Genomic DNA, 23,296 nt, shown 5'->3' on the forward strand with positions numbered 1-23,296 from the left:
ATTAATTTTATAACTGTGAATTATTCTTATTTCAGCGATTGCTGTGAAGACTAATTCAAAACAAAAAAAGGTTTGTCATAAAACAGACTTTTATGACATCTAAGCTAAACTTAGAATATACCTTAGCAATCAAATTTTACAGGGCGAGAGATCATCCCGTTTTATTTGATTAGTTTGGTATAGCATAAAAATCATAAAACGTAAGGAAAGTGCTATGGAAAAAGCTTCGAACCTTGATAGTAAAATGTATGTGCTAGATACCAATGTATTACTCCACGAGCCCCTCGCTTATTTATCTTTTCAAGAACATGATGTTGTTATCCCCATGACAGTATTAGAGGAATTAGATCACATTAAAGACCGCAAGCACGACGTTAGCCGTGATGCGCGTGTAGCAATACGAGGTTTAGATGAGGTACTAAAAGACGCAACACCAGAGCAAATGTTACAAGGGGTGGCATTACCGAGTAATAAAAAAGCTAAGGCATCTTCCACGGGTACTTTAATTATTGTAAACGATCATTTATTTGCGGATTCTATCTCAGGCTTGCCAGGTAATGAAAACGATCATCGCATAATTAATTGTGCCGTTCATCTACAAAAACAGCACAGTGATGCCAAAGTTGTACTCGTGACCAAAGACATAAATATGCGGTTAAAGGCTAAAGGCGCGGGGCTTAAGTTTGTTGAAGATTACCGAACTGATCAGCTAATTGATGATATTGCCTTGCTCAGTAGCGGTTATAAAAAGATCGAAGGGGATTTTTGGCAACATGTAGGTGAATGTGAAACACAGCAGCAAGGCCGAGATACTTTTCATAAAGTGGCAAAAAGTTTAATACCTGACGTGTTTTGTAATGAATACTTATTGGATGGCAGCGGTCATTTTGCTGCACGTGTTAAATCCTATGACGATGATAACATCATGCTCAAAGACATGGGGGTTGAGCGTTTAATGCATCAATCAGCGTGGGGGGTTAAGCCTAAAAATATTTACCAAGGCATGGCGCTTGACGCGTTACTCGACCCAAGCATTGAGTTGGTCATTTTAACCGGTCCTGCTGGGTGTGGTAAAACCTTACTCGCGCTTGCCAGCGCTCTTGAAATGATCATTGAAAAAGGTATTTACGATAAAGTCATCGTGACTCGTAATACCCCTGAAATAGCCGAATCTATAGGCTTTTTACCAGGCACAGAAGAAGAGAAAATGGCGCCGTGGCTTGCTGCAATAACAGATACTCTAGAGGTGTTACATAAAGGGGATGAAAACCCAGTATCAAGCCGTAACTATATTATGGAAAAGGCAAATGTGCAGTTTAAGTCAGTCAACTTTATGCGGGGACGGAGCATTCAAAATGCTGTGGTTATTCTCGATGAAAGCCAAAACTTAACAGCATCACAGCTTAAAACCATCATTACCCGCTGCGGTGAAGGTACCAAACTTATTTGCTCAGGTAACCTTGCGCAAATAGACAGTAACTACTTAACCCCTGTAACGTCGGGTTTAACCTATATTGTGGAGCGTTTCAAAGACTTTGAAGGCAGCGCCACAGTTAACTTAAATGGGGTCGTGCGCAGCCGATTAGCTTCTTTTGCAGAAGAAAATTTATAGCTTGCGTCAATTTCCGTGGCTCGATAGTCTAAGAAAATATTATTGGGCCATACAACGGAACATAGGTTGGACTTTTTACCTTTAAAGCATTATTACCGCTCTTTAGCTGTTGCGCTGATAGTTCCCTTATTGGTCGCTTTTGTGCTTTGCTTGCACCTGTATAATATTAAACTAGAGCGCACAATTACCAAGCATCATGCTGATTTTGATAATCTAGCCGCACAACTGAGCTTTCGAATGGAGGCTGCTGAAAGCTTAGTAAAAACGCTGTTAGCACAGTACGAACAACCTTTGTATTATCACTTTGACCAACAATGGTTGAAGGATGTTAATCAGTTTAATGACTATTACTATCGTAAAATTCCTCAACAAGGGGGAGAGATAGTTGGCCAAGGGCGATTTTCTTCCACTCCACAAGCTATTGCTCAATGGCAGCAAGTCATTGCATTAGGACCTGCTTTTAATACTGCGCTTTCGTTAATTAAATCGCTATCAGCAGTCGCTTACGTAAATGAACAAGGTTTTGCTTACGTTAAACGCCGCAATGAAAACACCAGTTTGTTCATTACGCAAATACTAGATAACCAATTTAAGCCCAATTTTCGTGGTGATATGCTCTCTTCAAGTGCTGTGGTTGCTCTAGAAGGGAAAGACTACTTTGCTGTAGGACAACGTCGCTCAGCAACAAGCCGAGATTATGTGATTTTAATTTATGACTTACAGTTAGTGTCAGCCTGGCTTGCAAAAATATCATCAGACAGCGGCGAATATATTTTTATAACTGAGTCCCAGCAAGTTATAGCAAGCTCGACTAAGGCTGTTAAAACCTACAGTCAGTTGAATCAATATTGGCCTATATTAAATATTGATAAAACGCTAGAGAAGCGGTTTAACGATAATAGCTTGGTACTATTTCAGCCGCCGCAGCGTCAACCTGTGTATGCCGGTTTTTATGAGTCTCAGCAGCAGTTAGTATCTCCTATTCGCTATGAAGCTTTTATTGAATTTATATTTTTGAGCGTATTTTTAATTATGATGTTTAGCGGCATTTTTTGGCTAAGTCGCCGCATTTTTGTCAAACCTATCACTCACTTAATGGCGTATCTTGAACAGAGCGAAGAGTATTATTCTGACTCTTTAGATTATCAAGTTCCTGTTAATTGGCAGCCTTGGTTTGGCCGAATAAAAGCAGTCCTTAATAAGAATAAGCAACTAGTTAATTCATTGCAACAGTCTAACTTAGCACTTGATAACCAAATTAAAATTAAAACCAAAGAATTAGCTCGAAGTTACGAAGCAAAAGAGCGACATTTAGCCCTGTTAAATACTATGCTAAACAGTGTTCCTGATTTGATTTATTTTAAAAATATTGATGGCTCTTTTTTAGGCTGTAATCGTGCTTACGAGCAATATATTGGTGTTGAGCAAGGGCAGTTAGTTGGATTGCAGTTGTGTGATATTAGTGATGATAGTAGTCATCTTATAGAGCTGGAACGCCAAGTTTTAAAAAGCCGCTCAAAAGCGGAGTTGCGTATAGAAAGTGGTGAAAAACTATTTCGCCTGTCAATAGCCCCTTTTTATAATGAACAAAACCACTTACTTGGTACCATGGGAGTAGGCCGCGATATTACCGTACAGCAGGAGGCTTTAACGGCATTAAAAGCGTCAGAGTCAAAGTTTCGTAGCGCCATCGAGTATGCTGCCAATGCTGTTGTATTGTTGTCTTTAGAACATACTATTTTACAATTAAATAAAGCTGCAAGGCATTTATTTAAAATAGATAAACATCAACACTCACAATTATTTAGTTCTTTTTTTTCGCCAGCACAATGGCAAGAGATAGAGTCTCTACTTGGATTACTATTGACAGAAAAAAAGAAGGTGTATCACCTTACGCTTGCTCAGCAGCAATCAAATTGCTGGTGGCAATTGAGTGTGTCCTTAGTGTGGGATGAACAACGAGCTCCTTATTATTACGTTTTTCATATTCAAGATGTGAGTGCCTTAACGCAAGCTAAACAGAATGCTGAACGAGCAACACAAGCGAAAAGCCGCTTTATTGCTAATTTAAGCCACGAAATACGCACACCACTTAATGCAGTAACGGGCTTGATTGATATGATCGCCCAACAAGGTCTATCGCCACAGCAGGGGCTTCATGCATCTCAAGCAAAGCAATCTGCCCAAAATTTATTGACAATGCTTAATCGAATGCTGGATTTTGCTCGTATAGAAAGTAATCAAGTTCAGCTTGAGTTAGTCGATTTTAGTTTAGTGGATCTGGTTGATAGCTGTGAGAGTCTGTTATTGAGTTTATGCCCACATAAAGGCTTGTGGTTTAATATTGAAGTCGATCCCACTATTCCAGTCTACCTAGCTGGAGATTTCATACGCTTACAGCAAGTGATTGGTAATTTACTGACAAACGCAGTGAAGTTTACAGAGTGCGGTGGTGTCACCCTAAAAATTGAAAAATCGCAACATGCAGAAAACGATTCTGAGGCTATTACTTTTTGTATTATTGATACCGGAATAGGTATTGAAAAAAATGATCAAAAACGTTTGTTTGATGCCTTTACTCAAGGTGATGAATCGTTAACACGTAAGCATCAGGGGGTCGGGCTTGGCCTAGCAATCGTCAAGTATGAGCTTGATTTAATGGGATCCGAGATAGAGCTGATAAGTAGAAAAAATAAGGGGAGCGAGTTTTACTTTACTATCTCATTTAGCGAAGTAAGCGATAAAAAAGAACATAATTTTGATTGGCGAAACACTATTGTTATTGCATCAGAAGCTGATCAAAAGCAACTTGAGCCAACTATGCGTGTGGTTATGACAAAGCCTAGATTCAGAACCCTTGCGCAAATAATCCCATGGTTCAATGAAGCACCCCATAATAACTTTATTGTAAATGACAGTGATTTGGATCTATTACTGTCAGAGAAAACTACAAAAGACATTTTAAATAAGCGCCAAACAAAAATATTTGTTATCAAAACTAACAGTGCTGCTTTGAATAAGCACATTAATAATTTGAATATTAGCTACGTTAGCAGGTCCGCATTAGCGCAGCGTTTATTAGTTGAAGCCAGTAATACACAACAACAAAATCAAGTTATTACGCAAGCAAAGACTGATTTAAGTGGCTTATTGGTACTGGTAATAGATGATAATCAGCTTAATCTGGATATTATGTGCAACGTGCTGGCTCAAGCCGGTATTAATGCGTTAGTAGCGAACAGTGCATTGAAGGGCATTAATTTAATTGAAAAAATTATGCCTGATTTAATTTTAATGGATATACAAATGCCTGAAGTCGATGGCCTACAAGCCGCTAAGATATTGAGAAAGAAATATAGCTCACAACAATTACCTATTTTTGCGCTTACTGCTCATTGTGAAAAAGAAGATGAAGAACGCTCGTTTGCTGCAGGGATGAATAAACATCTGACAAAACCAATCGTTGCACACACTTTATTACAAGCAATTAGTGAGGTTGAGATACTTCCCTCAGCTTTCTTTGATCGAACCTTTGCATTATCTCAGTTTGCAGGTGATAATGATTTGCTATTAGTAATGGTTGATAAATTAGCTGAATTATGTAAAACACAGCTTGATAAGTTAAAAGTCGAACAGCAGCCTGAAACTGTGGAACGTTTAGTGCATAGCATAAAAGGCGTATCAGGAAACTTAGGTTTTATTAGACTATCCTTAATTGCACAACAGCTTGAGGTTGCAATACGCAGCTCGAAAAATATAGCACCGCAACTTTTTAACCAACTTATAATTGAATTAGAGCAAGTTATTGCTTTTATTCAAATACAAGGAACAGCAGATGTTGAAGAAAGCGAAAGTACTGATCGTAGATGATGATCCATTAAACCGATTAGTACTTGAAAAAACGTTAGCCGATGAACATGAAGTTTTCCTCGTTGAGAGCGGTGAAAAAGCGCTAACATTTTTAAAAACGACAACAGTTGATCTAATTATCCTTGATATAGTTATGCCAGGCATTAATGGTTATGAAGTTTTAGTACAGCTCAAAGAAAACCCTGTTACACAAACCATTCCGGTTATTTTTATTTCTGCAAACACTAGCCATGATGATGAAGCCAAAGGCTTTGAATTAGGTGCAATGGACTACATAGCGAAACCTTTTAGTACGGTAATTGTACGAGCAAGGGTTCGTAATCAATTATTAATTAAGCAGAAAAATGACTTACTTGAGATGCTTGCTTCGATAGATGGCTTAACTGAGATCCCAAATAGACGTTATCTTGACGAAAATTTATCAAGAGAGTGGCGTCGAAGCCGTCGAAGCTCAACACCATTGTCGGTTATTCTTATGGATATTGACCACTTCAAGCGCTACAACGATTGCTACGGGCATAGAGCGGGAGATGACTGTTTAAAGCGCGTTGCTCATGCATTAGTAGGGGAATGTCAGCGTGGGTGTGATTTTGTAGCCCGTTATGGCGGAGAAGAATTTGCTGCGGTATTACCGGGTATGGGCAAGCAAGAAGCATTGGCGTTTGCCAATAAGTTACGTGATGCGGTAAATTCGCTAAATATTCCTCATAAAGCATCGCTGAATGCGGAGCATGTAACGATAAGCTTAGGTATTGCAACGACTGAGACAGGGCAAGTTTACGCTGAGCAAGTGTTACTTGAAGAGGCTGATTTGGGGCTATATCAAGCGAAAGATTCAGGGCGAGATCAAATCGTCGCCCGTACAGTGTCTGCGTCAAGATAATGGGCTTTACTGACCTCTGAGTGATAGATAGATGGTATCACCGATACCAATTAGCTTATCATTTTCAAATACTAAGGGTGTACATTCATCTTTAGTCATTTTTCCATCAGAGTGAATACTGTGAGTCGCGTAAAATATGACTTGGTATACATTACCATCTTTTTTTAGTAACTCAGTAAAGTTAGGCGTCTGCAAGCGATTTAACACAACTTGATAATGGGTATCTAACGCTAAATTAGCAATCGTTTCGCGATTGTTTTTGTGTTGTTTTTGCCAACTCGTTGATGAGTCACCAGCCCAATGGGTTTGTGCTTCACCATCTGATACAGCTATGACACAACCAGTAAGGAGGGGCGCGCTAAGTGCTGCAATCAACATCAAATTTTTCATTTTATTATTCCTAAGTTCTAATGAATTGTGAAATTATTAGCTTAGTAATAGCAAATAGTTGGCCAGCTTTTTAAGTTTTTATAATCAATGGGTTATATTTTTTTAGGTTTTTTGGGTTATTAATTTCACTCTGGTTTTAGTGTTAATAACCAAAAAGTTGCAAATTAAACCAACCTGTTTCGACTCTCACCTTGAGCAAACGCAGTGATATTTAAACTCACTTGACTGACTAAGCGCTTAATCGACTCTTCACTCGCCCAGGCTATATGGGGAGTTAAAATTAAGTTAGCACCGGTATAATTCACAAGCGGGTTATCTTCAGCTGCCGGTTCTTTTGTTAAAACATCAAACCCAGCTCCAGCAATCTGATTTTTGCTCAACGCGTGAGCTAATTGGGCTTCGTTAACAATCCCGCCACGGGCTGTGTTTATTAACACTGCATTTGGTTTCATCATCAAAAGCTCTGGGGCACTAATTAGATCGCGGCTTTCATCGGTAAGTGGGCAATGAATACTGATGATGTCAGCTTGTCTGATTGCATCAGTAAATTCAGTTCTACCTTTTCGTGGAACTTGGCCTTTGCGTTCACATAGGATCACATTAGCGCCAAATGCTTTTGCTACATTTGCAACCGCTTTACCTAGAGAGCCATAGCCAATGATGACAAATTTTTTATCAGCAATTTCGTTAATGGTGTAATCAAGCCTGCAAAACATAGCACTTTTTTGCCACATGCCTTGTTGAGTGTCGTTAATATAACGATGAGTGTTGCCAAGTAAGTTTGTTATTAATGTAAAAGTATGTTGAACAACTGAAGCCGTGGAATAGTCAGCCACATTGGTCACAGCGATTCCGAGTTCTTTTGCGGCATTAAGGTCAATATTATTGGTGCCAGTAGCCGCTACACAGATAAGCTTTAATTGAGGTAGTTGTGATAGTGTATTGCGATTAAGTATGACTTTATTGGTAATTAATACTTGAGCATCTTTGCTATGGGAAAGTACTTGGTCTGCATTAGTCAAAGTGTAGTGTTTAAAGTTACCAAGTTGTTCAAAAGGCGCTAATGAAGTGTTTGCCAAAGTGGCTGAATCGAGCAGGGTAATGTTCATGTATTTCCTTAATTAAATTTAAATGCTTGACCTTAGTGTGTACTCTAAGGTTTATACTGGGCATCAGTTAACAAACACTCATTGGAGAGCATAATGAAAATAGGTGAAGTTGCAGCTCAACTTAGTGTATCTACAGATACCTTACGTTACTATGAAAAGCATGGTTTGTTAATGCCTTCGAGACGAACAGAGGCAGGGTATAGAGATTATAGTCTGTCAGATTTAAAACAAATGCGGTTTATCTTACGTGCTAAAGATGTCGGTTTTAGCTTGACCGAAATTAAAGAGCTACTGGCTATTAAACTTTATAAGCATCAGCATTCATGTCACGAAGTTAAAAGCTTAACTATACAAAAACGTGATTTGGTGGCTCAGAGAGTCGCTGAACTTACTCGCTTTCATCAATCATTGTCAGTATTAGCTGAAAAATGTTGTGGTGGTGAAGAGCTCGCTGATAACTGTTCTATTTTAACGACCCTGGAGGATATAGATGGACTTACTCAATAATTTTTGGCAGCTATTTTTACTTTCTGCTCCTTGGTTGATGCTTGGTTTATTAATCGCTGGGTTATTAAATGTGTATTTGCCCGCTAACTTTTTAAATAAGCATTTAGGTAAAGAAGGATTTTGGACCACAGTAAAAGCAGCCTTAATAGGCGCTCCCATGCCTTTGTGCTCGTGTGGAGTAATACCTGCTGCCATAGGTTTACGCCGAGCTGGTGCTTCAAAAAGTGCAACCACTGCATTTTTAGTATCAACACCTGAAACGGGTGTTGATTCTGTATCTGTGTCATACGTACTTCTAGGTCCATTTATGGCTATCATCCGGCCTATTGCTGCAATTTCTAGTGCCATTGTAGCTGGGGTTTTAGTTGGCCGTGATGCCCTGAAAAGTGACACTAAACATGAGCATGAAAATTCACAGCAAGCGACGAGTTGTTGCCCTGCTGATGAGGTAGAAATTGCTGCAACATCATGCTGCGTTAGTGAAAATCCAACCGTAGCAAGTGAAAAAAGTTGTTGTTCAAGTGAAAAACAACAACCGAATAAGACCGCGTGCTGTTCTGATGTTAAACCTGAAACCACTAAATCGACTAGCTGCTGCGCAAGTGAACACCGTGAAAAGCCTACCCAATGGCAAAAAGTAGAGCAAGCGATTACGTTTAGCTGTAATAAATTACTCTCAGATACCATGGTGTGGCTGATGATTGGTTTATTCTTTGCCGCCTTAGTACAAACTTATGTACCAGAGTCGTTCTTAACGCAATGGGGCAGTGGCATTTTAGCAATGACAGTGGTCATCTTAATTAGCATCCCTATGTATATTTGTGCCACAGCATCAACCCCAATAGCGGCAGGTCTGCTGCTCAGTGGCGTGGCTCCAGGTGCTGTACTAGTGTTTATGCTCGCTGGGCCTGCTACGAATGTTGCAACGTTAGGGGTTGTAGCCAAAGAGCTTGGTAAACGGGCGGTATTTGCCTATTTAACCTCAGTGATTGGTGTGGCAATAGCGTTCGGGTTTTTAACTGATTTTCTAGTCGCTGAGTTTGGTTTTGTTGTTAGTCCTTTAATGGGTGAAGAGCATGAGATACTGCCATATTGGTTTAGTATGATTTGTGGGCTAATTTTAATGGCATTAATGCTACGCTTGGTTATTATCGCAGTGCGGGGCAGAACTGTAGTAACTGGTAAGAGCATTGCGTAATGTAATGTTATGATTGTGTTTTTTTAATGGTGTGTGCATTAAGTAACGCTTTCACTTCATCTACTTAGTTCGCATTTTTGCTTGCCTGAGTTATAATCGGCGATAGAATATAAACGGTACGTACTTTACGTGCCGTTTTTTTAACTTTATAGATACAGTAATGAGTGAATTAGTGGATAAGTACGCCGATATAAGACCTTATAATGACGATGAAGTAGCCGCTTCGGTTGCACGCTTGATTAATGACAATGCATTTATAGATGTGTTAGCTAAATATAACTTACCGCGATTTATATCCGCCATTCCATTTTTTTCGCGCTTTTTAGTAAGGCATCAATTACAAAAAAAGTGGGGGAATATCAGCTCAGTTGAACAAGTTCAGCAAGAAGTTGCTAAATACCTTAGCTTGTTAGTTAAGCGTACTACATCAGAAGTTACGTTTTCAGGGCTTGATCAACTAGATCCTAATCAAGCTTATTTATTTATTTCTAATCACCGAGATATTGTGCTTGATCCTGCATTAGTGAATTGGGGTCTCTTTAGCCATAAAATGAAAACGGTACGTATTGCTATTGGTGATAACTTATTGCAAATTCCATACATTACAGAGCTAATGCGTTTGAATAAAAGCTTTATTGTTAAGCGATCAGCCAAAGCTCCAAAAGAAATGTTCAAAGCACTTTCACAGTTATCTGCTTACATTTATGACTCATTAATTGAAGGGAACTCAATCTGGATTGCGCAAAAAGAAGGGCGTGCTAAAGATGGTTTCGATCAAACAGATCCGGCTTTATTAAAAATGTTACAGCTGCAAGGCCGTAAGCAAAAGAAAGAGTTTGCTGACTATGTTAGGGAATTAAAAATTGTACCTGTGTCGATTTCTTATCAATATGAGCCTTGTGCTTTAGCAAAAGCGAAAGAGCTGTATCATAAGCAGCAGCATGGTAAGTATGTGAAGTCAGCAGGTGAAGATATTGCCAGTATTGTTGAAGGTTTTAGTGCCGCTAAAGGGCATGTGCATTTAGCTTTTGGCCAACCAGTTGAATCTGGATGTGATTCACCGGAGCAATTAGCAAAGACAATAGATCAGCAAATTGTTGACTCATTCTTTTTGCATCCAGGAAATTATATTGCTGGTGGCTGTAAGCAAGCGGTGATTGATAAAAAAGACGCTAAAGCATTTGAACAGCGCATGGCTAATGTTCCACCGGAGCTTAAGCCTTTAGTCACTGCTATGTATGCAAAACCATTTCATCGTAAAGCTGAAATAAATAGTGATGAAAGTTGAGATAAAAGTGTTTTAAAGAAAGTCGCATTGATTGCGGCTTTTTTTTTGTCGAAAAAACGGGCTATACTCAAAGAAGTGTTGAGTAAACAGCGTAGCATTAATGCAACAAATTGAAATATTTGAAATTCCTAGCCCCTGCAAAAGTATATGCGAAGTAAATAATCGGGGATATTGCAAAGGTTGCTATCGCAGCCGTGAAGAGCGCTTTGCATGGAACTCATTTTCAAACGCAGAAAAAAAGAAGGTCATAAGTCTTTGCCAACAGCGTTATAAACGTTATTTACAAAAACAGCACAGTGTAGCTGATAAACCTCAGCACCCGGAGCAAGGTGGGTTTGATTTTTAATCTAAACTGTATTTTGCTCTCAAAAGCTGCACAGTACCATTTTTGTGTAACCGTATGAGCTCAGCTTCTAGTTTAGGTATTAAGGCACTGTGGCGTTTATGTAAAAAATGAAAGCTTTGGATGGGCACTAAAACTTCTGTTTGAAATGCTGATGTGTCAAAATTAGGGTGCTTAGTGTGCAGTATAAAATCTAGCAACACTAAACCACTTACCTTTTTTTGCGTTAGCAAATTTAGCTGTGCTGTAACGCTCTTTACCCGGACAACGTTGCCAATAAAAGGGTTGTTATCTAAATATTCTTGTGCCGCAGGGTAACCTGCTTGTATTGCGATGCTATCTAGCTGTTCAAAACTGCATTGGAGGCAGTTTTTTAATAAAACTAAGTTAAACTCAAATAATGGGAAATTAACTATTTTCAGATTCTTATATTGTTTTGCTATTGAGCTAATACGACCTAATTGGCCATCCAAAGTACCATCATTTGCAGCAGTTAATGCACTTTGATGATTAAAATCGATGATATGCATCTTGTAGCCAAGTTGATTGTAAGCCTTTGACATTAAATCGATAACATATTTTGCTTGCGGAGTATCAGCAGGACGGTTAAACAGTAGATGTTGATTGCTTGCCTTGCTCGTTACAGGTAGGAGTAAGCTTGTTAGAAAAAGAATAAGAAGCAGTTTATTCAATAGTTTGTTTCCAATATGGGACTGGGATTACCTCTAATTTACTTATAAATCATACATAGTGCAAGGGTAGTCGGGACTACTTTACTTACAAAAACAAAATGTTTGATATACTTAAGACTAATGTATTGTTCTGGAAATAGTTGGAAGTTATGTCATACAACTTATGCTCACTGCCTCGTGAGCAAAAATATCAAATTCAACTCGATTATGAAGCCTCATTTTGGGCATACCAAATCAAGCGTGGTAAAAATACGCGTGAGAACGTGTACAGCACTATAAATAGTCGCCCTGTTGCAGAGCAAGCATTTTTGAAACAACAATTTGAACAGTATCTTGCATTAATGCAGAGCTAATTTGTGATTCGAATAGTGTGTTTAGAGCCTATTAAAACGCCTTTAGTAAATAAGTTTTACAATAAGTATGGGGCGAGAGGGCGTGCAACTAAACAAGATATTATATGGGTGGTTTATGCTGAGTTAGAAATAATTGCTGCGTGCCGCATTCAACGCCGTGATGGCTATTTATTTTTATCTACATTATTGGTTGCCCCTCGCTGGCGAAAGCAAGGAATTGCTAAAAAGTTACTCCTATCGCTCCTATTACAACAGCAAGAGGCTGTTTTTACTTTTGCATACCAAAGTTTAATTGATTTTTATCGCTCAATTGGGTTTAACTATGTGTTAACATTACCGCTACCTATATCGACACTTTTTAGAGTCTATGAGCGGCGGAATATCGTTGCTTTACAGTGTCTGCCTGAATACACAAAATAATAATTGGGATATTACATGGGTAACTGGTTAAGAATTTTTATTTTTGCGGTGTTAGCCAGCTGCACTGTAATAACTGCTCAGATAAATGCCAAAGTAAAGCGCTTATCACCAAGTGAAGGTTTATCGCAAAGTTACGTCAGTAAGATGTTAATTGATAATAATGGTTACCTTTGGTTGGCTACAGAAGGTGGCTTAAATCGGTATGACGGCTATCAAGTACTACACATTTCCGGGCCTAATGGTGAGCTTAATGAAGTCATAATAGATCGCATTTACCAAGACCCCGAAGGCAATATATGGATAGCCTCGTTATTAGCGGGTTTATTTCGTTATGATCCTGTTACTGATAGCTACCAGCAATTTTTATCAAAACCAATCAGTGAAGAACAGATTCTGAGTCAATCAGTGTTCAGCATGGTGGCCTCGGATGATAAATCACTTTGGATAGGGCGAGGCTGGGATTTTGCTCGGTTAGATATCGAAAGTGGTGTCATCGAAACCATTTTTGAGTTGCCAGAGCGTACTCGAAGCACCGTCATTAGAGATTTGTTTTATCATCAAGGGTATATTTTTATTGCTACAAGTAGTGGTGCCTATGTTTATCATGTGAGTACTGGGCAATATAGACCGCTTGAACACCTTAGCACTGAACCTGAACATATATATCAAAACTATATTAAGTCATTTGCCCTCGGTGAGAATAATAAACTGCTTGTTGGTGCGGTACGTGGTTTGTATGAAGTTGATATAAGTAATTTACCAAGTATGTTCGAACGACCTGATACCCCCTTTAAAAATACCACTTTATTACCGAATTTAAATATTTGGAAAATCATTAATGAACAAGGTGTTTATGATATAGGTACGGATAAAGGGCTGTTTAAGTACGATGCAACTAAAGGGGAATTAGTTAAAAATACCCGTATCCAAGAAAGTGAATATGCACTCTCAGATACCAGTATTATCGATATAGTAAAAGATAAAAATGGAGCTATGTGGGTTGCGACCAAAAGCGATGGTGCATTTTATTTGCCACTCGATAATTATCACTTTGAAAACCTGGATGCGAGTAAAATAACTGGTGATGGTTTGTCGCACCCATCTATTTGGGGGATAACCGAGTATGAAGAACGTGTTTGGTTGGCAACACATAACGGCCTCACTGCCGTTGATTTAACAACACTTGAAAGTGAGGTGTTTTTAAAAGATTATCAAGTAGATTTATTTACCACTGAATTTAGTATTTATAAAATAACACCGTATAAAAATAAGCTTTGGTTACATACTAATCGCGGGGTGTTTAGCTTTGACCCACATAGTTATGAGATATTACCCGCCAAAGTTCGAGACCCAGGTCAGCAACATCTAATTGATGGTTGGGTACATGGCTCGGTGTTGATGCCAAATGGACAGCTGTTTTATGTCCATCCAGAATATGGCATGTTCATTTACAACATCGATACGCAAATGATTACCCCTTTAGTGGGTGAATTTGAGCAATTCGAGCCATTTTTAGCGTACGGCTTTTTACCCCCTTTATCGACCATGCCCGATTCACCATTATTTTATAATTCAGGTGTACTTTATCATGTTAACCCTGATACTTATGCTTTAACTAAAATTTATACTCTGCCAGAGCAACATGAAAATGTAGCGGTTAACGTAATGTCGTATGTTGTTGATAAAAATAATGTATTATGGATTTCATTATCTAACTTTGGACTGATAGGTCTTGATGCAACTAGCTATAAACTTCTACATACTATTGATTTAGATAAAAATAAATTAGGGACATTGCTTTACGACATGGTACTTGATGAATCTGGTATGATTTGGATGAGTAGCCATAAAGGAATTTGGCGTTTAAACCCTGAAAATAAGCATTTTCAGCAATTTACTACCTCCGAAGGTGTTGTATCAACTGAGTTCAATAGTGGCGCGTTTACCCGTTTAAAAACTGGCCAAATTGTCTATGGCACATTAAAAGGGTTTACTTATTTTTATCCTAAAGATAATAGCCCTAAGCATGGACTCATCAAGCATGTAAATGTAACCAGTATCGATATTATGTCTCGTGAATTAGCGGTTGATTTAAAACAGCCAATTGAGAGAGTGATTTTAGAGCACGATGATATAGGACTTGAAGTTGCTTTTTCAGCTATGGCATTTAATTATCAAGAACGGATTATTTATGAATATCAGCTATCAGGTGGGCAAAAATCATACACCCGCAATAATAATCGTGTACTCTTTCCTAAGTTGAATCCAGGAGAATACCAGTTAAAAATTTGGGCAAAAGATCCGTTAACAGGTGACGTTACTCACCCCGCAACGCTAGATATAGAAGTAAAATACCCGCTTTGGCGCTCTCCAATATTTATGGTGCTTTACGTATTGCTATTTTTAGCTATTGTGACTGTGTGGGTGATGCGTCGAAATCGAATACAGCAAATATTGCTGGCAGCTCATAGAGAAAGCCAAGAAAGTGAAGCTAGATTAAAGCTTGCGTTAGAAGGAAGTCATTCAGGGGTATGGGATTGGCAGTCATCAAGTCCAATCATTTATCAGCCACGATTAAAAAATGAGTTGGACTATGATATTGATACGGTTAATTTAGATGATTACCTTGCAAAAATACACCCTCAGGACAAGCAAAAATTCCGCCTAGAGTGGCTTGAGTTTTTATCAACAGAGAAAGGTTACTTCAATTGTACCTACCGTTTACGGCATAAAGCCGGGAATTGGCGCTGGTATAAAGACTTTGGCAAAGTTGTTGCTTGGCAAGGAGGAACGCCAGAGAAAGTCGCGGGCACATACACCAATATGACCCGAGAACTCGTTTTTGAAGAGCATGCGCGTTTATTTGGTGCGGCTTTTGAACAAACTCGTGACTGGGTGTTTATACTCGATAAAAACTTACGTATTTTAGCTACAAATCAATCTTTGCAAACGGCCTTTAATTTTGCCGCGGATTTTCATTCGAGTCGCTCACTAAAGCTCGGAATGAGCCGTACAGCGCGTATGAACTATCTGCGTATTATGAGAAATCAACAAGTCGGTGAACACTATAGTGCACAGGACACGGTGCGATTAGCAAATGGTGAATTACGTCATGTATTGATAAAAATAAGCGCGGTAGCAGGAAATGATAACCGACTCGAAAGTTACGTGGTTATTCTAACGGATATTCATGCACAAAAAATGGCTGAGAGTGAGTTGTTTTTATTGGCTAATTACGATGGCCTTACTGGGTTACCTAATAGAACCCTATTTAATGACCGTGTTGTACATGCATTAGAGCAAGCAGAGTCTCATAGCAGCAAAGTTGCATTATTAAATATTAATATTAAGCGTTTTAAATACTTTAATGACTCACTTGGACATGAAGCTGCAGATACTATTATTAAAATGGTCGCAAAACGAATTAAGTCACGGTTACGTATAAATGACAGCATTGCTCGGTTCAATGGTGATGAGTTTATGTTGTTAGTCGAGGATGTAGGGCAGATTGAAGAAGTTGTATTACTGTGTGCTAAAATAATGAACAGCGTTAACGAAGGGATTATTCTGACTCAGCAAACTGTTAATGTCAGCCTAAGCATCGGTGTGGCGCTTTACCCGGATGATGCATCGACAAGCACAAACCTGGTTAAAGCAGCTGATGTTGCTTTATACCATGCTAAAAAGAGTGCAGAGGGCAGTTATCAGTTTTATAAACAAGAAATGAATCAACATGTACAACGAGCTCTACACTTAGAATCTCAAATAAATAAGGCTTATAAAGAGCATGAGTTTTGCAACCATTATCAGCCCATAGTGAATGCAAAAGAGCAAAAAGTAGAGGGATTCGAAGTGTTATTGCGTTGGCCGGATAACACGGTAAACAACCCTCAAGAATTTGCATTAGTTGCTGAAAGCATAGGTTTAATCACAAAAATTATGCTACAAACATTGTCACGAGCATTAATAGAGTTGAAGCAGTGGCAGCTAATTACGCCTGATTTATATGTATCAATCAACCTCTCAGCATTAGATTTTGAATATCAAGGACTAGTTGAAGAGGTTAATACTGCTTTGCGCACTGCGGGAGTACGCCCTGACACTGTGGTGTTTGAGATCACTGAGTCGGTACTAATGGATGACTCCGCGTACGCATTAAAGAGTATGACGAGATTAAAGCAGCTTGGTTGTCGGCTCTATATGGATGACTTTGGCACTGGTTATGCGTCTTTTACTTATTTAAAACGTTTCCCTATTGATGTATTGAAAATAGATCGAAGTTTTGTCACTGATATCGGGGTTGATAATGGCGATGAAGCGATTATCGAATCCACTTTGACATTGGCAAAGAGTTTAGGGAAGGAGTGTGTTGCAGAAGGCGTCGAGACTAAACAACAGCTTACTTTTTTGCGTGCACTTGGGTGTAATATGTTCCAAGGGTATCTATTTAGTAAGCCTATCCCTGGTGATGACGTAACAGCATTATTGGCGAAGGATTGGAGCTCTGTTTTAGAAAGTGACTAGACGCTATAGTAAATTATCATAGCGTTATGGCCCTTACTTATTAAATCTAGCTAGCCCCTAATCTTGCCTAGCACCACAATGACGACAATATAAGTGCTGGCTGCGAGCGTTTAGTTGCTTTTTTATTATTTTATTCGCTTCTTGCTTATTTAAGCCTAATTTAATTCGCAGAGTTTCTAAGTGCTCGAGCTGATCGTCATCTAATTGCCCATCATGAAGGCTTTCGTGAACCGCATCGTTAAAATGTAAACGGCGTTTGCGTAACTGTTCAGAGAAGCTAGAGGCGAGTAAACCAGTAGGAATAGCCACCATGCCCATACTTAGTAACGTGATCACTCCACCAAAGAAACGCCCGAGGGATGTTACGGGTACAACATCGCCATAACCTACCGTGGTGAGTGTAGCCATCGCCCACCACATGGCCGCAGGAATGGAGCCAAACTTATCTGGTTGAATATCATGTTCGATGAGGTAAATGCCACAGGAAGCTAAAATAAGTACTACAGCCATTATAAAAAAAGCAGCCATCAGGGAGCTACTTTCGTCCCGAAACGATTTTAGTAATAATTGCATTGCGCGGGAGTAACGAGTTAATTTGAATACGCGTAGCAATCTGAATACTCTTAAGAAGCGTAAATCAAAAGCAATAAAGAACATTAATAGGGTCGGCAAGATAGCAAGTAAATCGATTAGCGCTAAAGGAGAAAATATATATTTAAGACGGCGTTTTAAGTTCCCCGTTTTTATGCTTTTGTACTCAGCGCGATCAACACAAGACCATAAGCGCAGGATATATTCAATAGCAAAAATACTGACTGATGCGATTTCCAACATTAAAAATTCGTAAGTATAAGTTTGCGCAAGGCTCGCGATGGATTCCAGCACAATAGCAACTACGTTTACCATAATTAATGTGATTAAAAATATATCTATAATGTGTCCGGCTTTGGTGTATTCTCCATGTCCTTCAAGTAATAGAGCTGTACGTTTTCTTAAAGTGTTCAAAGTCGTATCCGTATTAAGTCTATTTGGTTAATTTAAGTAGCATGTTTATGCTACCTTCTTCAAAATCCCGGCTAATTTTAAAACCTAATTTACGAGCAAGCTCTATCATTCCGGTATTTTCAGGTAAGGTGATCCCTTCAATAAATTGTACTCCTTGGCTTTGGCAATACTCGATAGCAGCACGCATTAACATACCGCCTAGCCCGAGGCCTTGGCAATTAGAGCGAACAACAATGGCAAATTCTGCACGAATTTTATCTGGATCCATCAACACTCTAGAAACCCCTAAGGTAAGTTGTTGACCTTGTTGTTCCTGGGTCACAATAAAGGCCATTTCACGGTCATAATCAATTTGCGTCATCTTAGCCAGTTGATCATGGTTAAACTGAGGTAGCTCACCAAAAAATCGTTTGTAGCGGTCTTCTTTTGTGAGTGATTGATCAAATGCTTTGTGTGCTTGCTCATCCTCAGGCTTAATTGGTCTTAAAATAGCGAGACTTTTATTTTTTAGTGTTACGCTTTTCACAAGCTCGATAGGATAAGGGCGAATTGATAAACGTTTGCGGTTACTTTGAATTTGATAACGGCTTAGGGTCATCGTGGCATCAAGTACCAAAAATTGCCCGTTACTCGCCAGTATTGGGTTTAATTCAACAGATGTAATATCCGGTTGATCAATAACTAACTGTGAGATCCGAGTTAATAAAGCGCATAGACGGTATTTATCAACTTTTTCTGGCAAAACACGGTCTTTTAATACGCCTTTATCATGCGCTGCAGCAACTAGGTATTTAGCTAAGTTCATATTTAGTGGCGGTAGGGCGACAGCTGATTGAGCAAATTCAAGCCCTGTTCCAGCTTCACCGAGCAAGATAACAGGACCAAAATTTGGTTCGGTTTTAATGGCGATACGTAGCTCATTAGCTCCTGCGCGCGGTGCCATTTTTTGCAGCGAAAACCCTTCAATTATCGCATCTGGGTAGGTATTTTTAATTCGTAGCAACATAGCAAATGCTGTTTGCTCAACTTCTTGTGCATCATTGAGGTTTAATACAACGCCACCAACCTCTGATTTAGAAGGAATGCTTGGGCTAATCAATTTAAGCGCAACCGGAAACCCTAACTCGATTGCTTGCTCTTTTGCTTCTGTCGGGGTGTATGCTACTTCGGTTTGAATACACTCAATACCGTAATGAGTCAGTATTTGGCTCGCTTGATGAGTTGAAAGATAGCTTTGTTGCTCGGCTAAAAACTCATTAACAAGTTCTTTAGCGCCAAGTTTATTAATTTTTGCATCATCAGTATTTGACTCTGGCGTTTGTGTTAGATGCTTTTGATTTCTACGGTAACTCACTAAATGCATAAATGCTCTGACAGCGCCTTCGGGAGTGCGATAAGTAGGAATGGCAAAGTTACTGCAGAGCTTTCTAGCCGCATAAGCTGCATCTTCACCCATAAAATTGGTAATCACATATGGGCGCGCCATCTTAGGGAGTTTACTGAGTGTTTGCGCTATAATGTGTGCATATTCTTCACTCGGTGCAATCGCAGAGGGAGTGTGAATGATTAGTAAGTTTTTAACTTCTTTAGCGTGCAGTAATATTTCGAGTGCTTGCTTATAGCGCGCCGGCGATGAATCTCCAAAAATATCAACCGGATTTGAAGTCATATCTGATTGCGGAATAACTTTATTAAGGGCAGCGCGCGTTTCGTCACTAAGTTGTGCTAATTTACCAGAGCTTTGCAATAAGCTGTCTACAGCCATAACTCCTGGGCCGCCACCATTAGTTAAGATAGTCAGTTGTTCTACTTGTAGCAGTTTAGGGTGCATTGCTAGCGTTTGAGTTGCAGCAAATAACTCCGTTAAATCACTTACCCTCAGCATACCCGCACGCTGAAATAAGGCGTCGTAAACAGCGTCGGAGCTTTGCTTACCACCAGTGTGTATTTCTGCAGCGAGTGCGCCAGCGGCAGTTTTTCCTGTCTTTATTGCAATGACTGGTTTGCTAAATGCAGCGGCACGCGCGGCTGATATAAAATTGCGAATATTCTCGATATTATCTATATACAATAAAATCGCTTTGGTTTTAGCATCGCGTCCTAAAAAGTCCAGTAGTTCAGCAAAACCGATATCTAAACAGTCACCCACTGAGACAAAATAAGAAAAGCCAATTTCTTTGTTTTTCGCCCAGTCTAGTATAGTTGAACACACAGCAGCTGACTGAGATACAAAGGCTATTTTTCCAGGTGTTGTTACCGTATGAGAAAAGCTTGCGTTCAAGCCGATATGAGGGATTAACAAACCTAGGCAATTTGGTCCAAGTAATGACACGTTTGCTTCTTTAGCTGCGTGTTGCAGTGCGTTTTTTTGATCTACATTGAGTCCTGCCGCGATGACTACAGCATTTTTGCAACCAAATTCGCCCAGTTCCGTAATTATTGATGTAACTGTATGTTTATTGGTGCAAATTACAGCTAAATCAGGCACTTTAGGTAAAGCAGCAATAGAGGAATAAGCTAATACGCCATGCACCGCTTTATGTGTCGGACTGACGGGCATGATAGGGCCGTTAAAACCACCTTGGAGCAAGTTTCGCATTACAATAAAGCCTGCGCGAGATGGATTATTTGATGCACCTATAACGGCAACTGAAGTAGGGTTAAAAAATTGACTAATGCGCTTTACACTCATGGCTTTTCCTTCGCTGTAAAGTGGCGGTTAAGGTGAAACACTTAAACTCTACCATTTAAATTTCAATCTAACACTTATTAGTACTAGTTTTCGAGTACTTAAGTAGATCTATATCAAGGAATAAACATGATCAACACAAAAGCTTCCCATATCGTAATCGCTGCGATAGCCATATCGATTGGCCTACTCGGGTTAGGTTTGATCCTTAAAAGTGCTGCGCTTGATGTGAAAAGCATGGAGCGGACAGTTGAAGTGAAGGGGCTTGCTGAAATGGAAGTGCCTGCAGATACTGTCATTTGGCCGCTGCAATTTAGTGATGCAGACAATAACCTTGAAAAGTTGGTTGAGCGTATTGAGCGAAAAAATAATGCTGTTACTGCATTTCTAAAGTTACATGGTTTTGATGATGAAGAAATCAGTCGCGGTGCACAATCGATTGTTGATAAACAAGCTCGTGAATACTCCAGTGATAATCAGCAGTTTCGTTATATTGCCCGTGCTAATATAACCGTATACTCATCACAGCCTAGTAAAGTACAAAATGCGCTTGCACATGTCGGGCAATTAGCTAAACAAGGCATCGCGATAGTTCAAGATAGCTACGAGACTCGTATTGAATACTTATTTACTGGGCTCAATGATGTTAAGCCTGTAATGGTGCAAGAAGCCACTGAAAAGGCACGGGAAGTAGCAATTAAGTTTGCAAAAGATTCACAATCTAAATTAGGCAAAATTAAATCAGCTCGACAAGGTCAGTTTAGTATTTCAAATAGAGATTCAAACACACCACAACTAAAAAAAGTACGTGTGGTAACCACCATTGAATACTATTTATCGGACTAAATAGCTTTCAAGCTGATGTGTTTTACAACGTAAATAAGCACTTGCCAGTAAAATAGTGTATTCATTGAGAGTGTTATGAAGTGTGTTTTTTAGCGCGACTAAGGCTTTTAAAAAAGCAGTGGTGTTGACCTCTTTATTTTGTGTTAACTCTACTTCCATTAAAGCGAGCAGCGCTGAAAACTCATGTTTAGGCAAACTAGTTTGGCTAAGGTTACAGGTTATATAACTAGCCACCGGTGTTAGTGCTTGATTATTATACTGCGTTAATGCCAATAATAGAGTCTCGTTACTTTCAAATAACATGAGCGAGCGCACATAATTAAATGGCAGTTTTTCACCATCGCAGCGGCTAAATAAACTGTGTATGACATTATTTTTTGTATCATTTTGTAGGGCAAAACCCTTATTGAATTTAAGCCCTGGAGTAAAAAAGCTTAGTTGATCTGTCTCTTTGAATTGATTTATCAAAAGTTTGGGGAGAGGGTGATGAGTTAAAATACGGGTCGCAACATTTTGTAAGTAGCTGTATTTTACATCCATCCTTTGTGCACTTTGATATAAGTGAAGTAACTGCATGCTTTGCTGCTGCGCAGATAATTTAGGAAAGTCATCAACAATGGACTGTAATTGATGTTGCTGTAATTGCTGAGTGAGTTGATTTATACATGCATCCATTGTGATTCCCTCATAACCTTTTTAATCTATCCTAACTTAAATCACTTACGGGTCAAGCCAAGCCTGTTAATAGTGATTAAATTATTCAGAAGCAAGATTTTGCGCTCAAATTAGTATAAAATCTCGCCCCACAGCTTTTCAGGTGGTTAACTTAGTCTTGCTTAGACTACACTTGATTGAACTACTTACACTGGGGTTTCTATTATGTCTGATAAGACTTACATCACGGCGCAACAATTACTTGAAGATTCTTTTCGCGTTGCAGCACAAGTTTACCAAGACGGTTTCCGTCCTGACTTTATAATTGGTATTTGGCGTGGTGGTGCTCCAATTGGTATTGCAGTGCAAGAATACTATGACTACAAAGGTATAGAAACGGATCATATTGCAGTGCGTACTTCTTCGTATTACGGTATTAATCAACAGTCAAAAGAAATCAAAGTTCATGGCTTACATTACATTATTGAAAAAGCTAATGCGGGTGATTCTTTACTGATTGTTGATGATGTTTTTGATTCAGGCCGTAGTATTTTCGCTCTGAAAGAAAAGCTTTCTGAGCTTATGCGTTTAAACTTACCTAAAGATATTCGTGTTGCATGCCCATACTATAAGCCTAAGAATACCAAGGTTGATATGAAACCTGATTACTACATTCATGAATCAGATGAGTGGTTAGTATTCCCACATGAGCTTTCAGGGCTAACGCCTGATGAGATCATCGAAGGTAAGACTGATCTTGCAAAGATCCATGACATATTGCTCGATAAGTAATTCTAATACTTGTATAGATAAAGCTAGTTTTTATTGTGGACTAAATTAAACAGATTTATCTTCGAGTTAGTAATAAAAAAGGCCTGTTAAGTAATGCCGATCAGTTAAGGAAGAAAAAGCT

Annotated in this window: 18 protein-coding genes; 12 read left to right on the top strand and 6 right to left on the bottom strand. The window is 39.1% G+C overall.

Going from position 1 to position 23,296, the window contains the following annotated elements; translation table 11 throughout:
• Positions 1–214 precede the first annotated feature (214 nt).
• The 3 genes from B5G52_RS15370 (at position 215) to B5G52_RS15380 (ending at position 6,365) form a co-directional block, all read left to right on the top strand.
• A complete protein-coding gene (locus tag B5G52_RS15370) occupies positions 215–1,612 on the top strand; it encodes a PhoH family protein (RefSeq protein ID WP_087533526.1) in 1,398 nt (465 codons plus the stop codon).
• 66 nt (positions 1,613–1,678) lie between these two features.
• Complete coding sequence (locus B5G52_RS15375) at positions 1,679–5,482, top strand: ATP-binding protein (protein ID WP_087533527.1); 3,804 nt, start codon at positions 1,679–1,681, stop codon at positions 5,480–5,482.
• Positions 5,448–6,365, top strand: a complete 918-nt coding sequence (locus B5G52_RS15380) for a diguanylate cyclase (RefSeq protein ID WP_087533528.1) — start codon at positions 5,448–5,450, stop codon at positions 6,363–6,365. Before B5G52_RS15375 ends, B5G52_RS15380 begins: the two co-directional genes overlap by 35 nt.
• Positions 6,366–6,371: 6 nt before the next feature.
• Here the strand turns inward: B5G52_RS15380 and B5G52_RS15385 are convergent, their stop codons facing one another.
• Together B5G52_RS15385 and B5G52_RS15390 are read right to left on the bottom strand one after the other, a co-directional pair.
• Positions 6,372–6,755 carry a DUF3192 domain-containing protein gene (locus tag B5G52_RS15385; protein WP_087533529.1) on the bottom strand — a complete coding sequence of 128 codons (384 nt, stop codon included), beginning with the start codon at positions 6,753–6,755 and terminating at the stop codon, positions 6,372–6,374.
• A gap of 164 nt (positions 6,756–6,919) precedes the next feature.
• The gene (locus B5G52_RS15390; protein ID WP_087533530.1) at positions 6,920–7,864 is read right to left on the bottom strand and encodes a D-2-hydroxyacid dehydrogenase; all 945 of its coding nucleotides are present in this window, start codon (positions 7,862–7,864) and stop codon (positions 6,920–6,922) included.
• A 93-nt stretch (positions 7,865–7,957) separates the two neighbouring features.
• On the opposite strand from B5G52_RS15390, the gene zntR reads away from it, so the two are divergent.
• The 4 genes from zntR to B5G52_RS15410 all read left to right on the top strand — a co-directional run bounded on the left by zntR (position 7,958) and on the right by B5G52_RS15410 (position 11,203).
• On the top strand, positions 7,958–8,371 hold the full coding sequence (zntR, locus tag B5G52_RS15395) for a Zn(2+)-responsive transcriptional regulator (protein ID WP_087533531.1): 414 nt from the start codon (positions 7,958–7,960) through the stop codon (positions 8,369–8,371).
• Positions 8,355–9,569, top strand: coding sequence for an SO_0444 family Cu/Zn efflux transporter (locus B5G52_RS15400; RefSeq protein ID WP_087533532.1), 1,215 nt, complete (start codon positions 8,355–8,357; stop codon positions 9,567–9,569). The genes zntR and B5G52_RS15400 overlap by 17 nt, the downstream gene beginning before the upstream one ends.
• A 160-nt stretch (positions 9,570–9,729) precedes the next feature.
• Complete coding sequence (locus tag B5G52_RS15405) at positions 9,730–10,857, top strand: 1-acyl-sn-glycerol-3-phosphate acyltransferase (protein ID WP_087533533.1); 1,128 nt, start codon at positions 9,730–9,732, stop codon at positions 10,855–10,857.
• 100 nt (positions 10,858–10,957) lie between these two features.
• Positions 10,958–11,203, top strand: coding sequence for a DUF1289 domain-containing protein (locus B5G52_RS15410; protein WP_087533534.1), 246 nt, complete (start codon positions 10,958–10,960; stop codon positions 11,201–11,203).
• Here the strand turns inward: B5G52_RS15410 and B5G52_RS15415 are convergent.
• Positions 11,200–11,892 carry a transporter substrate-binding domain-containing protein gene (locus B5G52_RS15415; protein ID WP_254911227.1) on the bottom strand — a complete coding sequence of 231 codons (693 nt, stop codon included), beginning with the start codon at positions 11,890–11,892 and terminating at the stop codon, positions 11,200–11,202. The two genes, B5G52_RS15410 and B5G52_RS15415, sit on opposite strands and share 4 nt — an antisense overlap.
• Positions 11,893–12,041: 149 nt before the next feature.
• Here B5G52_RS15415 and B5G52_RS15420 point away from each other — a divergent pair, with 149 nt between their 5' ends.
• From B5G52_RS15420 to B5G52_RS15430, 3 genes are read left to right on the top strand one after another with little or no spacing between them, the layout of a single operon-like run.
• Positions 12,042–12,245, top strand: coding sequence for a DUF3283 family protein (locus B5G52_RS15420; protein ID WP_087533547.1), 204 nt, complete (start codon positions 12,042–12,044; stop codon positions 12,243–12,245).
• Between the two features lie 3 nt (positions 12,246–12,248).
• Positions 12,249–12,665, top strand: a complete 417-nt coding sequence (locus B5G52_RS15425; RefSeq protein WP_087533535.1) for a GNAT family N-acetyltransferase — start codon at positions 12,249–12,251, stop codon at positions 12,663–12,665.
• Between the two features lie 15 nt (positions 12,666–12,680).
• Entirely contained in the window at positions 12,681–17,189 is a 4,509-nt protein-coding gene (locus B5G52_RS15430) for an EAL domain-containing protein (RefSeq protein ID WP_087533536.1), read from the top strand.
• A 57-nt stretch (positions 17,190–17,246) separates the two neighbouring features.
• Here the strand turns inward: B5G52_RS15430 and B5G52_RS15435 are convergent, their stop codons facing one another.
• Together B5G52_RS15435 and B5G52_RS15440 are read right to left on the bottom strand one after the other, a co-directional pair.
• Positions 17,247–18,194: an ion transporter gene (locus tag B5G52_RS15435; protein ID WP_087533537.1), complete on the bottom strand. Its 948-nt coding sequence runs from the start codon at positions 18,192–18,194 to the stop codon at positions 17,247–17,249.
• A gap of 19 nt (positions 18,195–18,213) precedes the next feature.
• Positions 18,214–20,886 (bottom strand): bifunctional acetate--CoA ligase family protein/GNAT family N-acetyltransferase, encoded by a 2,673-nt coding sequence (locus B5G52_RS15440; RefSeq protein WP_087533538.1) that lies wholly within the window; start codon positions 20,884–20,886, stop codon positions 18,214–18,216.
• Positions 20,887–21,012: 126 nt separating this feature from the next.
• Here B5G52_RS15440 and B5G52_RS15445 point away from each other — a divergent pair, with 126 nt between their 5' ends.
• Complete coding sequence (locus B5G52_RS15445) at positions 21,013–21,729, top strand: SIMPL domain-containing protein (RefSeq protein WP_087533539.1); 717 nt, start codon at positions 21,013–21,015, stop codon at positions 21,727–21,729.
• Here B5G52_RS15445 and B5G52_RS15450 read toward each other — a convergent pair.
• A complete protein-coding gene (locus tag B5G52_RS15450; protein ID WP_087533540.1) occupies positions 21,718–22,404 on the bottom strand; it encodes a hypothetical protein in 687 nt (228 codons plus the stop codon). The genes B5G52_RS15445 and B5G52_RS15450 overlap by 12 nt on opposite strands.
• A gap of 204 nt (positions 22,405–22,608) precedes the next feature.
• Here B5G52_RS15450 and B5G52_RS15455 point away from each other — a divergent pair, with 204 nt between their 5' ends.
• Positions 22,609–23,175 carry a phosphoribosyltransferase gene (locus B5G52_RS15455; RefSeq protein ID WP_087533541.1) on the top strand — a complete coding sequence of 189 codons (567 nt, stop codon included), beginning with the start codon at positions 22,609–22,611 and terminating at the stop codon, positions 23,173–23,175.
• Positions 23,176–23,296 lie beyond the last annotated feature (121 nt).

It is taken from the genome of Pseudoalteromonas sp. A601 (genome assembly GCF_002165575.1).
Lineage (GTDB): Bacteria > Pseudomonadota > Gammaproteobacteria > Enterobacterales > Alteromonadaceae > Pseudoalteromonas.